Annotated in this window: 11 protein-coding genes; 6 read left to right on the top strand and 5 right to left on the bottom strand. The window is 34.2% G+C overall.

Annotated elements, in window-relative coordinates; translation table 11 throughout:
* The first annotated feature begins 45 nt into the window (after positions 1–45).
* From OZP07_RS00990 to OZP07_RS22135, 5 genes are all read left to right on the top strand, one after another.
* Positions 46–3,219: a UvrD-helicase domain-containing protein gene (locus OZP07_RS00990; RefSeq protein WP_281636959.1), complete on the top strand. Its 3,174-nt coding sequence runs from the start codon at positions 46–48 to the stop codon at positions 3,217–3,219.
* 70 nt (positions 3,220–3,289) lie between these two features.
* Positions 3,290–4,483: a glycine C-acetyltransferase gene (gene kbl / locus OZP07_RS00985; protein WP_281636958.1), complete on the top strand. Its 1,194-nt coding sequence runs from the start codon at positions 3,290–3,292 to the stop codon at positions 4,481–4,483.
* Positions 4,484–4,594: 111 nt separating this feature from the next.
* Positions 4,595–6,022, top strand: coding sequence for an OmpA family protein (locus tag OZP07_RS00980; protein ID WP_281636957.1), 1,428 nt, complete (start codon positions 4,595–4,597; stop codon positions 6,020–6,022).
* A gap of 63 nt (positions 6,023–6,085) precedes the next feature.
* Positions 6,086–8,848 carry a PD-(D/E)XK nuclease family protein gene (locus OZP07_RS00975; protein ID WP_281636956.1) on the top strand — a complete coding sequence of 921 codons (2,763 nt, stop codon included), beginning with the start codon at positions 6,086–6,088 and terminating at the stop codon, positions 8,846–8,848.
* 296 nt (positions 8,849–9,144) lie between these two features.
* Positions 9,145–9,297, top strand: coding sequence for an ATP-binding cassette domain-containing protein (locus tag OZP07_RS22135; protein ID WP_349293649.1), 153 nt, complete (start codon positions 9,145–9,147; stop codon positions 9,295–9,297).
* 6 nt (positions 9,298–9,303) lie between these two features.
* Here OZP07_RS22135 and OZP07_RS00970 read toward each other — a convergent pair whose 3' ends face one another.
* Positions 9,304–10,200 (bottom strand): IS982 family transposase, encoded by an 897-nt coding sequence (locus tag OZP07_RS00970; protein ID WP_281635207.1) that lies wholly within the window; start codon positions 10,198–10,200, stop codon positions 9,304–9,306.
* Between the two features lie 18 nt (positions 10,201–10,218).
* Here OZP07_RS00970 and OZP07_RS00965 point away from each other — a divergent pair, with 18 nt between their 5' ends.
* On the top strand, positions 10,219–10,833 hold the full coding sequence (locus OZP07_RS00965; protein ID WP_349293675.1) for an ATP-binding cassette domain-containing protein: 615 nt from the start codon (positions 10,219–10,221) through the stop codon (positions 10,831–10,833).
* On the opposite strand, the gene OZP07_RS00960 is transcribed toward OZP07_RS00965, so the two are convergent.
* From OZP07_RS00960 to OZP07_RS00945, 4 genes are all read right to left on the bottom strand, one after another.
* The gene (locus OZP07_RS00960) at positions 10,830–11,612 is read right to left on the bottom strand and encodes an alpha/beta fold hydrolase (protein WP_281636955.1); all 783 of its coding nucleotides are present in this window, start codon (positions 11,610–11,612) and stop codon (positions 10,830–10,832) included. The two genes, OZP07_RS00965 and OZP07_RS00960, sit on opposite strands and share 4 nt — an antisense overlap.
* 140 nt (positions 11,613–11,752) lie before the next feature.
* Complete coding sequence (locus tag OZP07_RS00955; protein WP_281636954.1) at positions 11,753–12,556, bottom strand: TIGR00266 family protein; 804 nt, start codon at positions 12,554–12,556, stop codon at positions 11,753–11,755.
* 335 nt (positions 12,557–12,891) lie between these two features.
* A complete protein-coding gene (locus tag OZP07_RS00950; protein ID WP_281636953.1) occupies positions 12,892–14,184 on the bottom strand; it encodes an aminopeptidase P family protein in 1,293 nt (430 codons plus the stop codon).
* A gap of 369 nt (positions 14,185–14,553) precedes the next feature.
* Entirely contained in the window at positions 14,554–15,594 is a 1,041-nt protein-coding gene (locus tag OZP07_RS00945) for a Gfo/Idh/MocA family protein (RefSeq protein WP_281636952.1), read from the bottom strand.
* Positions 15,595–15,647: the final 53 nt, after the last annotated feature.

Raw genomic sequence — 15,647 nt, 5'->3', positions numbered from 1 at the left:
ATTTCAACAAAATTTGTTTTCAAAAATAAAAACAGTACTTAATATATGGAAAGACCATCTTTCGCCATTTATGATGCCTCAGCAGGTTCCGGAAAAACATATGCACTTGTCAAAGAATATCTAAAAATTATTTTAACGGCAAACAAGAATGATGCCTATCGAAATATTCTTGCCATTACTTTTACCAATAAAGCGGTTCATGAAATGAAAAGCCGTATTGTAGGCAGTTTGTCCGAATTTGCTAAAGATGAACCAAATGCAAAAGCATCAGATTTAATGCAGGATTTATCCGTAGATACCGGACTTTCTATAATTCAGATTAAGACCAAATCACAGCAGATTATCAAGCATATTATTCATAATTATGCAGCTTTTGATATATCCACGATTGATAAATTCACCCACAAAGTGATTCGGGCTTTTGCACACGATTTGGGACTGCCTATGACTTTTGAGGTGACTTTGGATACCGAAAATTTATTAATCGAAGCCGTGGATGCGATAATTGCACAAGCGGGCGAAGATGAAACGCTAACCAAATTACTTATCGATTTCACAATGGAAAAAACCGATGATGATAAATCTTGGGACATCTCGCGTGAAATTCTGGAAACAGGAAAATTAGTACTCAATGAAAATAACCGAAACGAAATTGTCCATTTTCAAGATAAATCAATAAGTGATTTTATAGCTGTAAAAGATAAATTAGTTCAGGTCTGCAAAGATTTGGAAAAAGAAAATGCGGCGTGTGCTAGTGAATTGCTGCAATTAATTGATAAAAACGGAATTGATTTGAAATCATTCTCCAGAGGAACTTTTCCTAATCATCTTCAAAGCATAACGGATGGAAGATTTAATTCCAAGAATAAAATGTTTCGGGAGTTTGATGATATTGCAATTAATAAAACGGCAAAAGACCGCGCTTTAATAGAAAATATTATTCCTGATTTACTGCAGAGTCTTTCGGGAATTTACAAAAACTTCGAAAAACGAAATTTCTATAAAGCTTTCTTGAAGAACATTACACCTTTGTCATTGTTGAATACGGTAAGTAATGAATTGACAAAAATTCAAAACGAGCAAAATACGTTGTCTATTACCGAATTCAATGCTATTATTCACCGTGAAATCCAAAATCAGCCGGCTCCTTTTATATATGAAAGATTGGGAGAGCGCTACCGTCACTTTTTTATTGACGAATTTCAGGATACTTCCGAAATGCAGTGGCAAAATTTGATTCCGCTTATTGATAATGCGCTTGCTGGTCAGGATGATTCCGGCCAAAAAGGAACTTTGATGATAGTTGGTGATCCAAAACAGTCTATTTATCGCTGGCGTGGCGGTAAAGCCGAACAGTTTATTGAGCTTAGTAAAGATCAAAATCCGTTCAGTAATCCTGAAAAAAAATTAGAACATTTAGATAAAAATTATAGAAGTTATTCGCAGGTAATCGAATTTAATAATAGTTTTTTTAAATTGTTATCAGGTGAATTCGATAATCCAGATTACAAAGATCTATACGAAAACCATAGTCATCAAAAGATAAATAATAAAGTAGGCGGTTATGTGAATATTTCATTTTTACCCGAAATAGAATCTTCGGAAGATGATGAAGAAACTCTCGATAAATCAGAACTATATGTTTTGGCGACATTAAATACGATTCAAAAAGTATTAAAAGAGGGTTTCGAATATAAAGATATTGTAATCCTGACTCGAAAAAGAAGTCAGGGAATTGCAGTTGCCAATTATTTGACGGAACAAGGGGTTCCGCTTTTGTCTTCCGAAACACTGATGATTCAAAATGCAACTGAAGTCCGGCTGATAATCCATATTCTGAAATATTTAAAAAACAGCTCCGATTTAGAGTCGAAAGCCAATTTTTTGCAGTATTTGGCACAAAATAAACAAAATGAATTGCCTGTTCATGATTTCATCGCCAAAGGAATGGAATTGAAAGAAGAAACAACTTTCGAAAAATGGCTCGAGAACTGTAATATTGAACTCTCTTTTCAAAATATTAGAAAAAAATCTTTGTATGAAGCAGCTGAAGTTATTATTTCTAAGTTTCTAACAATGAATAAAAATGAAGCAGATCAATCTGTAGGGACAGCTTATGTTCAATATTTTTTGGATATTGTTCTTGAGCGTGATGTTCGTAATCAGGCAGGGATTTCAGATTTTTTGAATTATTGGGATAAAAACTCCGAGAAATTCAGCATTCCTTCTCCCGAGGGAACAAATGCGGTAAGGATTATGACCATTCATAAATCGAAAGGGTTGGAGTTTCCGGTCGTGATTATGCCTTTTGCTGAAGAAGATTATAATAGAAAACCAAAAGACAAGTTATGGCTCAATTCTGAAGAGCAAGATCTTAATATGCCGAAAGTATTGGTAGATAACAGCAGTGCTATTGAGGAATTTGGTGAGGAGGCTTCTGCTGTTTATAATTTAAAAAAACAGGAAGAACTGCTGGATAATATTAATGTGCTGTACGTTGCTTTGACAAGGGCAGAAGAACAATTGTATATTATTTCTCAAAATGTAAAGCCTAGAAAAGATGGTGAATATCCAAGTAATATGGCTTCTTTTTTTATAAAATATTTGATGCAGCAAAGACTTTATGAGGAGAATAAATTAGAATATCAATTTGGTAATTCAACAAAGTTATCAGATAAAGAAATACATATTGAAACTACCAAAAATATTCCTGCAGTTTTGGAAGTCCTGAATCCTAAAAACATAAAAATAGCTCAAAGAGAAACATTAATGTGGGGTACTCATCAGTTGGAGGCAATTGAGTTTGGTAATGTAATACATGAAATACTTTCTTTTATATCGACAAGAAACGATGTTGAATTGGCAATTAATAAAGCAATCGAAAATGGGTTAATTACGATACTTCAAAAGGAAATAGTTTATAATGCAATAACTGAAATAGTAAATCATCAGGATTTAGCTGAGCATTTTGCTGAAGGGAATGAAGTTTTAAATGAAAAAACGATTATTCAAAAAGAGAGTGGTACTATTAAACCTGACCGGATTGTGATTAATAAAGCAAAAGAAGTTTTTTTGCTGGATTATAAAACAGGGCTTCCTAATCAGAAATATAAATATCAATTAGAAAATTATCAAATGGCTATTGAAAAAATGGGCTTTAAAGTATTAAAAAAAGCACTGGTATACATTGGAACCAAAATCGATATAGTACATTTGTGAAAAACAAATAATTTATCAAATAATTAAATTTAAGACTTATTTGTCTTTAGATTTTTAAAAATTAATAAAAATGTACGGTAAAATTCAGCAACACTTGCAGTCGGAGCTTCAAACTATTGAAGAAAACGGAATTTTTAAAAAAGAAAGAATTATAACTTCTGCACAAGGAGCAGAAATTACCATTTCGACAGGAGAAACTGTTCTAAATTTTTGTGCCAATAATTATTTAGGACTTTCTTCTCATCCCGAAGTGATTCAAGCCGCAAAGGATGCGATGGATACTCATGGTTTTGGAATGTCATCTGTTCGTTTTATTTGCGGAACGCAGGATATTCATAAAACATTAGAAAAAAAGATAGCGGATTTTTATGGAACAGAAGATACTATACTATATGCTGCAGCTTTTGATGCAAATGGAGGTGTTTTTGAGCCTTTGTTTGGAGAAAATGACGCTATTATATCAGATAGTTTAAATCATGCTTCTATTATAGACGGAGTGCGTTTGTGTAAAGCAGCTCGGTATCGTTATGAGAACAGCAACATGGAAGATTTAGAACAGCAGTTAATTAAGGCAAATGAATCAGGAGCCCGTTTCAAAATAATTGTTACTGATGGTGTTTTTTCTATGGACGGATTGGTAGCTCCATTGGATAAAATTTGCGATCTGGCTGATAAGTATGATGCTTTGGTTATGGTTGATGAATGCCATGCGGCAGGGTTCATCGGAGCGAAGGGAAAAGGTACTCTCGAAGCTAAAGGAGTGATGGGTCGCGTTGATATTATTACTGGTACACTGGGAAAAGCTTTGGGAGGTGCTATGGGAGGTTATACAACAGCCAAAAAAGAAATAATTGAGTTGCTGCGTCAGCGTTCCAGGCCGTATTTGTTCTCAAATTCATTGGCGCCAGCTATTGTTGGTGCGTCTATAAAAGTATTTGAATTATTGGAAGAGAATACAGTTTTAAGAGATCAATTAGAGTGGAATACTAATTACTTTAAAGCGGGTATGAAAAAAGCTGGTTTTGATATAGTAGAAGGAGATTCGGCTATAGTGCCAGTAATGTTATATGATGCAAAATTAGCTCAAACTATGGCTAATGAGCTGCTGAAAGAAGGAGTGTATGTAATTGGATTCTTTTTTCCTGTTGTTCCTAAAGAGAAAGCGAGAATACGAGTGCAGTTATCAGCAGCACATACAAAAGAACATTTGGATAAAGCAATAGATGCTTTTATAGTCGTAGGACAAAGACTTGCTGTAATATAATTGTTAAAATTTCAATTTGAGAAGCGTTTTATTTAACAAATTATTTTGATATTACAGAAAATCATGCTATTTTTGTTTGAAATTAACTAATTGTAATTAAAATAACAAAGTATGAAACATCTTAACAAACTTTTAGTTGCTGTAACGATGGTGATGGGGTTAAGCTCTCAGGCACAGGACAGTAACAATAGATGGGCAATCGGTTTTGGAGTAAATGCGGTTGACTACAGATCTAGTGCTGGTGATGGCTTTAAGAGTCATTTTGATCAGCCATTTAATGTAAGTGATAACTGGAATATCCTTCCTTCTGTTTCTTACATAAACGTTTCTAGATATGTGGGGAGTAATTTTATTGTAGGGCTTACAGGTTCAATCAATAAGATTGATAAATTTGTAACTGCTCCCAATGTTGTTGTAAATCCTGGTGATTTGATGTACTATGGTATTGATGCAACAGTTACATATAGCTTTATGGAGTTGATTAAGTCTAAAGTATTAGAGCCTACATTAAGTGTTGGAGCTGGATATACTTTCTTAGGAGATGAGAGCTACGGTACAGTTAATCCAGGAATTGGATTAAATATTTGGTTTACTGAGAATGTTGGTCTTTCATTGCTAGGTACATATAAAACATCTTTCGGAGACAGAACGTATGCTGACGGAAAAACACCGGACTCTCCATCTTATTCTCAATATTCTGCAGGTCTTACTTTCAAGTTTGGCGCTAAAGATACTGACGGTGACGGAATCTATGATAAAGATGATGCTTGCCCAGAAGTTGCTGGTTTAAAACAATTTAACGGTTGTCCAGATACTGATGCTGATGGTATCGAAGATTCTAAAGATAAATGCCCTACGACTGCAGGTACAGCAGAATTCCAAGGTTGTGCTGATACAGATGGTGACGGTGTAGCAGATCCTGATGACGCTTGTCCTTCAGTTGCTGGTTTGAAACAATTCCAAGGTTGTCCTGATACTGACGGTGACGGTGTTACTGATGCTTCAGACAAATGTCCTACTGTAGCTGGTCCAGTTTCAAATGGAGGATGTCCTGAATTAGATTCTGATAAAGACGGTGTAATTGACAAAGAAGATGCTTGTCCTACAGTATCTGGTCCTGCAAGTAATAAAGGATGTCCAGAAGTAACTGAGCAAGTATTGCAAGAACTAAAAGTTCAAGCTAGAGCTGTGTATTTTGTAACTGGTAAAGCAGTTCTTGAAACAGCTGATAAAGGAGCAACAGATGGTAGATTAGAAGCGATTAAAGAAATCCTTAAAAACTATCCAAATGCTAAATTCGCTATCGAAGGTCACACAGATAACACTGGTAGCGCTAAAGTGAACCAAAAACTTTCTGAAGACAGAGCAAAAGTTGTTATGGATAAGTTAATCGAAAAAGGTGTTAATCCTGCTAACTTAACTTCAGCTGGTTTTGGATCTACTAAGCCAGTTGCTGACAACAAAACTAAAGAAGGTAAAGCATTAAACAGAAGAACTGAAATTAGACACATTGGTACAATATCCGAAGGTAAATTGTAATCAATTATCTAAATAATTTTAAAAAGCCATTCTTAATTGAATGGCTTTTTTTATATTTATAAAATGACAAATACTTCTTTTTTAGACAAAATAGCAACGGTAATACTACAAGATTATAATGATAAGCTAACTGAAACAGTTATAGTTTTACCTAATAAACGAGCAAAAATATTTCTTGTAGAAGCATTAAAAAATCAAACAGAAGAGAATATATTTTCACCTGAAATTATAAGTATTGAGGATTTTGTACAAGATATTTCCGGAATAAGAGCAATTGATCCCATAGAATTGTTATTTGAATTTTATGCAGTCTATTTGTCTATTACAGAAAAAAACCAACAGTCTTTTGAGCTTTTTGCCAATTGGGCAAAAACTTTACTGCAAGATTTTAATGAAATAGATCGCTATTTGTTAGATCCAGATCACGTTCTTTCTTATTTAAAAGATATTGAGGACATCAAGAAATGGGGTATTGAAGTTGAAAACAAGACCCAATTATTGGAAAATTACATTGATTTCTGGAAACTATTGCCTAAATATTATAATTCTCTCTATGATCATTTACTGGAAAAAGGCATTGGTTATCAAGGGTTAATATATAGGGAGGCAATTAAAAATAGTAATAATTTTTCAAAATCGATAACGGGCAAACAATTTATTTTTGCTGGATTTAACGCTTTGAATGCTTCTGAAGAAAAAATTATTCAGCATCTTATCGCTTCAGATCAGGCAAAAATTTATTGGGATGCTGATCAAACATTTCTCAATGATCCTTATCATGATGCTGGTTTATTTGTCCGCCGTTTTAAAGAAAGCTGGAAACATTATAAGTCAAACCCTTTTGAATGGATAGCTGATGATTTTTCGAATACTAAAAATATTCAAGTTATCGGTACTCCAAAAACAATTGGTCAAGCCAAAATAGCTGGAAGTATTATAGAAAGCATCAATAAAGATAATCCAAGGGAGTCTCTAGATAACGTGGCCATTGTTTTGGGTGAGGAGAATTTGTTAATTCCGCTGTTATATTCATTACCTACTACAGTTAATGCGTTAAACATTACTATGGGTTATTCCGGTAAAAATAATCCTGCACAAATTTTAATTGCCAAGTTGTTCAAAATGCATACCAATGCACTGTCCAGAACAAACAGCAGTTATGTTTTTTATTATAAGGATGTTTTGGATGTGTTAACCCATCCCTTGATCGAGCCTTATGCAAATACAAAAGCATTAGTTGGAATTATCAATTCAAATAACTATACGTTTATCAGCCATCACAAATTATTGGACTTAAACAATAATGCTAATGATTTATTTTTGCTTTTATTTCAAAAATGGGAGAACGGTTCAATTGCCGTTCTTGAAATTATTTCTAGTTTGCTGTTAAAGGTTAAGAATAATTTAAATAATGAAAATGAAGAGGAAAAAATAGCCAAAACTTTTGTGTATGCTATTTTTAAAGTGATTAACAAACTTATTAATTACTTTTCCAAATACAATGTAATTGATTCAATCGAGACACTTTATGCAATTTATAAACAAATAATTGATTTAGCAGAAGTCTCTTTTGAGGGAGAACCTTTAAATGGATTACAGATTATGGGTGTGCTTGAAAGCAGGGTTTTGGATTTTGAAACCGTGATTATAACTTCGATGAATGAAGGGAAATTTCCAGCGGGTAAATCGCAAAATTCATTCATTCCTTATGATGTAAAGCGAGAGTTGGGCTTGCCTACTTTTAAAGAGAAAGATGCCATTTACACCTATCACTTTTATCATTTGTTACAACGAGCTAAAAACATTTATTTGCTTTATAATACGGAAAGTGATGGACTTGATGCAGGAGAAAAAAGCCGTTTCATTACCCAATTGGAAGTTGAAAAACAGCCAAAACACAATTTGTCTCACGAAATCTACAATGCAGTTTTACCAGAAACAGCGTATTCGCCAATGGTGATTCCAAAGTCTGAAAAAGTAATGATGCGTTTGAAGGAAATTGCCGAAAAAGGATTTTCGCCTTCAGCGTTGACGAGTTATATACGTAATCCTATTCAGTTTTATTTTCAAAAGATATTACGGATCAGTGAAGTCGAAGAGGTAGAGGAAAATATTGCGCTGAATACTTTGGGGACAATTATTCACGAGACTTTGCGTGTTTTGTATGAACCTTTTATTGGCAAATTTATTTCGGAAATCGATATTAAAAATTGTATCGAGAAAATTGATTCCGAAGTTTTGATTCAATTCAAATTGGTTTACAAAGAAGGTGAAATAAAAAAGGGGCGAAATTTATTGGCTTTTGAAGTGGCAAAACGCAATGTCTTCAATTTCCTGAAAATGGAATTGGAAAGCATTAAAAGTGGAGATGCCATAAAAATTCTCGAGCTTGAAAAGACTTTTGAAAGGAAGTTAGAACACCCAAGTTTGCCATTTCCGGTTTTGATAAAAGGGAATGTGGACAGAATTGAAGAACGCAACGGAAACATCAGAATCATTGATTACAAAACCGGTAAAGTTGAAAAAACGAATGTTACCCTTAAATCTTGGAAAGGATTGGCAGATGATATTAAAAACGATAAAATTATCCAAGTTTTGGCTTACGCTTACATGTATGAAGCAAATGCTAATGGGAAACCAATAGAAGCCGGAATTGTCTCTTTTAAAAATTTAAAATCTGGTTTTCTGCCTTTTAATATTAAAGAAGAAAAAGAAAGCACTGCTATTATCAACAGTGAAATTCAATCGAATTATTTGGAGCAGATTGTTTCGTTATTGAGTGAAATATTGGATCAGACGATTCCTTTTGAGGAGAAAATTGTATAAAAAATGAGTAAGAAATGGTTCAACTTATTTGAGTTTTTCAAAAGCACAATTTCAATTAATCTTGTGGCTAGTTTTTTTGTTTTTCTTTTTGGAGGATCTATCGCTTTTAATTATTCAATTCTCAGTTTTGGTTTTGTTTTAAGTCTGCTTTTTAAAGAAGTATATTCTAAAAATGAATACGTGTTTTATTTTAACAATCAAATTTCCAGAATACAGCTTTGGGTTTCATCATGGTGTATTACGTTTGTCTTTTTATTGATTTCTGTGTGTGTTTTTAATCTAATAAAGCTATTGTTTTGAAAAAGCATTTATTGGAGATAGACAGTGTTCAGAAAACTTTTGAGAATAAAAACATATTGTCAGATGTTTATTTGAAATGCGGGACAAGTGATATCATTGGCCTTTTGGGCAGAAATGGCTCAGGCAAATCAACTTTGCTAAAAACCTGAACTCGATTAATAAAATACAGCCAATTGGTTAGTTTTAATCGTTTCGTATTTCAAAGAAGGTTTTTTAGGCAGAAAATTATAAGCAATTATTCCAGCGATAAGATTTGACAAAAAGTTGGTAAATGAACGATGTCTAGAATGTTCAACTTGGCAAATATTTTTAAGTTCATCGTTAACCGTTTCTATTATTGAACGTTTACGGAGTAAAATTTTATCACTCATTTCCATCAAACTATTTTTCATATTATTTCGAATACTTGTAATTAATTGGATTCCATCAACAAATAATAATTGAGAGAGTTTCTCGCTTATATATCCTTTATCACCAAATAGTTTTCCGAAAATAGCATTCAAAAAGCCCTCATTTTTCAGTGGCTCTCTATCATCTACGTTGGCTTGAGTTACAGCAAAACTTAACAATTCTCCTTTGTCATTAATGATGATGTGGAGTTTAAACCCATGAAACCAGCCCATTGTAGATTTCCCTGTAGTGGCAATACCTTTAAAAACTTTGTTTCTACTGATTCGTTTGTTTTTACAAACTCTAATTGGTGTTGAGTCTACAAACGAAATGCCTGTGCAATTGCCTAAGCAACAGGTTTTGGCAAAAATTGTCATTGGCAAAAGAACACTTTGCATTAGTTCTAAAAAGCGATTATAAGAAACTGTATTAGGAAATTCATTTTGCATATGCTTTTGGACATAAAAAATGTAATAATGCTTGAAACAGCGAAAACCACTCAAATGAAAAAGTAAATAAATTGTAATTACTTCTGATTTTGACATAATCGAAGGACGTTTGGAAGGTTTTCCTAGCAGAAAAGACTGTGTGGTTTTATCAAAATCTTTGCAAAATTCATCAACAATAGAAAAAATATCTGTAATTTTATCAAAACAAATCATAAGGTAGAGTTTAGTTAAATATTTAATTGTCAGAAATTTAAATATACTAAATTTTACCTTTTTCTACAAAATTTTCAACCAAAATTATTAATCGAGTTCAGGTTAAAAATTATTTTCGGAATTGAATCTGCCGATTTTAAATTTGTTAGAATTGATGGCAGTGTAAAAACTAAGACCAAGGATTTGTTTAACGAGATTAGTTATTTGCCACAGGACAATTATATTCCTAAAGTATTTTCAGTAAAAAAAGCAATAGAACTGTCCGTTACCAAAGATAGGATTTCTGAGTTTTATACTGATCAATTGATTAATACGATGGTAGAGAAGAAAATCGCCCATTTATCTGGTGGTGAATTACGGTATTTAGAAATTAAAATTATTCTCAATAATTCTTCAAAATTTATTCTGCTCGATGAACCTTATAATGGGCTATCACCTTTAATGGTCGAAAAGGTAAATGAATTGATAATGGAGAATTCAAAAATAAAAGGGATAATCATTTCCGATCATAATTATGAAAATGTAATCAAAGTGTCAAACAGATTGATTTTGCTCAAAGAAGCCAAAGCACACCATTTGCTTTGCAAAGAAGAATTGATTGAAAAAGGATATCTAAAAAAAGGAATGCTTTAGATTGTTTTGATAAAAGAACTTAAAACTGCAAGTAATTCTTCTCGGTTTTCTATCGAACTCATGTGACCATCACCAAAAGTCACCAATTCGATATGGGTACCTTTTATTTGCTCGAGATTTTCTTCATAATTGAGAACAGGATCTTTTTTTCCTAAAATCAATAATTTTGGATAAGTGGTTGTATGCAGCAGAAATTCCCTGTCTTTACGGATTTTCATTCCTTCTAGAGACGCTACTATTCCTTGTAAAGGTGTTTTTAAAGCCTGAATTTTTACTTCTTCGATTTTTTTGATTAGTTTTTCTCTATTGTCTTCACTGAATAAATTAGCGATGGAAAGCCTGATGAAAGTTTCGTAATCTTTTTTGACCGCTTTGATGGCACGGTCTCTGTTTTTCTTTCTTTCGGAGCTGTCTTCTTTGGAAGTGGAATTGAGCAACACCAATCCTTTCATTTTCTCCGGATACAATTCGGCGAAAGCCAAAGAAACATAGCCACCCATCGAATGTCCTACAAGAATTGCTTTTCGAATTTTTAATTTGGATAAAACGGCATGAACCACATCGGCATTTTCTTCCATGGTTTGGATGTAGCCCAAACTTTCGGTTTCTCCGTGACCTAATAAATCGATGGTTATGATTCGGTTTTTTTTACTTAATTCGGAAACATAAACATCCCACATCGTTTTATTTTCCAAAAATCCATGAAGCATGACTACTGCAGTGCCTTTTCCGTTATCAGTATAGGATATTTGTGTGTTTTTGTAGAGAAGCGTTTCCAATGGAATGAGAATTATGTTGAATATTTCAATTGCAAAATTAATTCTTTATAATCCAAAATACGATTTTGCGTATAGCATTTTATAAAATAATTACGGCTCACCAATAAGTAAGCCGTAATTATTTTTAAATTTAATTTATTTTAAAACCTATTATCACCATCCAATAAATTCCCCAATCCGCCAAGTAAACTTCCTTCATCACGACTGTTTCCGCCTGCTCTTGGTGCTGAAGCAATAATACGATCCGCCAATCTGGAGAAAGGCAATGATTGTATGTAAACCGTTCCTGGTCCTTTTAAAGTTGCATAAAACAAGCCTTCGCCTCCAAAAATCGAATTCTTGATGCCACCTATAAATTCGATATCATAATCAACATCTTTGGTAAAACCAATGATACAGCCCGTATCGACTTTTAGGACTTCACCATGAGCTAATTCTTTTTTGGCCATTGTTCCTCCCGAATGTACGAATGCCATTCCGTCTCCTTCTATCTTTTGCATGATAAAACCTTCCCCGCCAAAAAGACCACGTCCTAGTTTTTGAGAGAATTCTATTCCGACAGAAACACCTTTGGCAGCGCAAAGGAAAGAGCTTTTTTGACAAATAAATTTCCCTTGAAACTGCGTTAAATCAATAGGAAGGATTTTTCCGGGATATGGCGAGGCAAATGAAACTTTGCTTTTAGTGTAGCCTTGGTTTAGGAATGCCGTCATGAACAAGCTTTCGCCAGTAAGGACTCTCTTTCCTGCGTTTAAAAGCTTGCCAAACAAACCCGAACCCTGCTGTTGTGAACCATCGCCAAATATGGTTTCCATTTGTATGTTGTTTTCCATCATCATAAAACTTCCCGCTTCGGCAATTACTATTTCCTGCGGATCCAGTTCTATTTCGACATACTGCATTTCTTCCCCAAATATTTGATAATCTATTTCGTGTGCTTGCATGATTTCTGTGTTTTGATTTTATGAATGAGTCGGGAATGAATTTATAATGTTACAAAACAGCATGTGAATTAATTTCAAAATTTCTTATGATGAAATTATTTCACAGAGACACACAAAGAAAAATGAAGATTCTCAAAGAAAGGCTTCTTTAAAATATTCACATTAATTCTTTGTGTTTCTCTGAGTGTTCTTTGTGAGACTTTGTGAAACAAATAATACAGCAAATAGAAAAAGTGGTTAATTCAAATGAAAAATTTGGGTTTATTGAAAAAAAAACGGCTCGCATTACCGCAAGCCGTCTATTATCTAAAATCTATATTCTATTTTCTATAAAACTAAGAATTCATCAAACTTTCGATTTCTTCCACTTCAATCGGAATATTTTTCATCAAGTTGAAAGGTTCACCTTTTTCCTGAACAACCACATTGTCTTCCAAACGGATTCCGAAGCCTTCTGCCGGAATGTAAATTCCTGGTTCAACCGTAAAAACCATATTAGCTTTCATTGGTTCGTGCAACAGTCCGTAATCATGCGTATCTAAGCCCATGTGGTGCGAAGTTCCGTGCATGAAATATTTCTTGTAAGCCGGCCAATCTGGGTTTTCATTTTGCACATCAGCTTTATCAATCAATCCCAAACCAAGCAATTCCGATGTCATGATTTTACCCACTTCTACATGATATTGTTTCCAGAGTGTTCCCGGTGTGAGCATTTTGGTCGCTTCGTTTTTAACTCTCAAAACCGCATTGTAAACCGCTTTCTGTCTGTCAGAATAACGTCCCGAAACTGGAATTGTACGTGTTAAATCACTCGAATAATTGGCGTATTCGGCGGCAACGTCAAGTAATACTAAATCACCTGCTTTGCATTGCTGGTTATTTTCGATGTAATGCAGAACATTGGCATTGTTTCCAGAAGCAATAATCGGCGTGTAGGCAAAACCCTTGGAACGGTTACGTATGAATTCGTGAATTAATTCAGCCTCAATCTCATATTCGGTTACGTTTGGTTTTACAAATGAAAGTAATCTTCTGAATCCTTTTTCGGTAATATTACAGGCATTTTGAATTAAATCTAATTCTTCCGATTCTTTTACAGAACGAATGCGCTGTAATATTGGATTACTTTTCGCAACCTGATGCGCAGGATATTTGTCTTTCCACCATTTTACAAAGCGTGCCTCACGGGTTTCCGTTTCGACCGAAGCACGGTAGTGTTCGTTGGTATTGATGTACATTATTTCTGCGTAAGTCATCATTTCGTTCAGAATTTTCTCGAAATCCTGCAGCCAATAAACCGTTTTAACTCCCGAAACTTCAAAAGCGCGCTCTTTGGTTAGTTTTTCGCCCTCCCAAATAGCAATATGCTCACTGGTTTCTTTTAGGAATAAAATTTCTCTTTGGTTCTCATACGGAGCATCTGGAAAAAGCAGTAAAACGCTCTCTTCCTGATCAACTCCCGACAAATAAAATATATCGCGATGCTGTGCAAAAGGCAGGGTGCTGTCGGCAGAAACTGGATAAATATCGTTAGAATTAAATACAGCTACACTATTAGGTTTCATTGCAGACATGAATTTTGCTCTGTTTTTAATAAAAAGAGCAGAGTCAATTTGATGATATTTCATAAGAAAATGATTTTGGGTATTTAATCTTCAAAAATAGAAACTTTTATAACGAAATTAGTTCTTTGAGTGATTTTTTTAAGGTTTTTATAACGGACTTTTAATAATGACAATAATTTGATTGTTAATTTTTTTGAAGCAGAAAGCTTGGGTCATTTTTAGGAGATATGGTTCCCGCTGTCCGCTGCAATCTTGTGGGCTGAACCCCAGCCCACAAGGATTTTCACTTCCATCGGGGCTAAAAATCAACATTTTGCTTTTTTAGAATTTGAAAAAAAAGCAATGATTCGAGTTCGTAATCTGCCGCCAGATTTAAAGAATTTCCATCAACTAATCTGTGGCGACTATTTTTAGAATCCAAAATATTTAATTTTATAAGCCGATTGCTTTTTTCTGTTCACTGCTTTGAATGGAAGCCTCGATAATCTGCATTACACGTGTGCCGTCCTGCGCTGTGACAGGTTCGAACGAATCATTTACAATCGACTGATAAACACCATCAAAATAATCATAATAATTCCCTTGAAGTGTTGGAACTTTTTTCTTAATGATTTCGCCATTAATTTCGGTATGCAAAAAGCCTTCCAGTTCCTTTGGTTCGGTTCCCCAAGTATCCAAGTTTGGTTTTTTGCCCAATTTCAATTCGTCTTCCTGCACATCACCGCGAGGTTTCAGGAACGAACCTTTTTTGCCGTGAACAACATAGGCCGGATTGGCTTCTCTAACAAAAAAACCAGCTTTTAATCTCACTCTAAAATCCGAATAAAAAAGCAGAATATCAAACCAATCATCTACCAACGAATGTTCTCTCGTTATGCGGATATCGGCAAAAACACTTTTTGGAAATCCAAATAAATACAATGCCTGATCAATGATATGCGGTCCTAAATCCTTTAGAATTCCAGCTCCAGCATTAGCTGTTTCTTTATGCACTTTCGGACTCAAAATTGGATTGTAACGATCGAAATGAAACTCGGCTTCGACTAATTCTCCAAGAACGTCGCTCGAAACGATCTGCCGTACGGTTTTTAAATCACTGTCCCATCTACGGTTTTGAAATACCGAAAGTTTCAATCCTTTTTCTTTGGCTATATCTGCCAATTCCTGAGCTTCGGCAACCGTAGTGGTAAATGCTTTTTCGACAATGGCGTGTTTTCCTGCTAGTAAAACCTGTTTTGTGTAATCGAAATGAGTGCTGGTTGGCGTATTTACAATAACCAAGTCAGCATCACTTTGAAGCACTTCTTCAAACGTGGCAAAACTTTTTACATTTGGGTAGTCCAATTGTATTAATTGTTTGCTTCTTTCCCAAGAACCAAGCAACTCAAATCCTTCATGCAGTTCTAAAAATGGCGCATGGAAAACTTTTCCAGACATCCCGTATGATAATAGTGCGGTTTTTATTTTTTGCATATATTTTATTATTAGTTTGCAATCCTGCAAGGTTTTGGAAACCTTGCAGGAAA

This window comes from Flavobacterium marginilacus, assembly GCF_026870155.1.
In the GTDB taxonomy this organism is placed as follows: domain Bacteria; phylum Bacteroidota; class Bacteroidia; order Flavobacteriales; family Flavobacteriaceae; genus Flavobacterium; species Flavobacterium marginilacus.
This window is presented reverse-complemented; position numbering and strand designations above follow the sequence as displayed.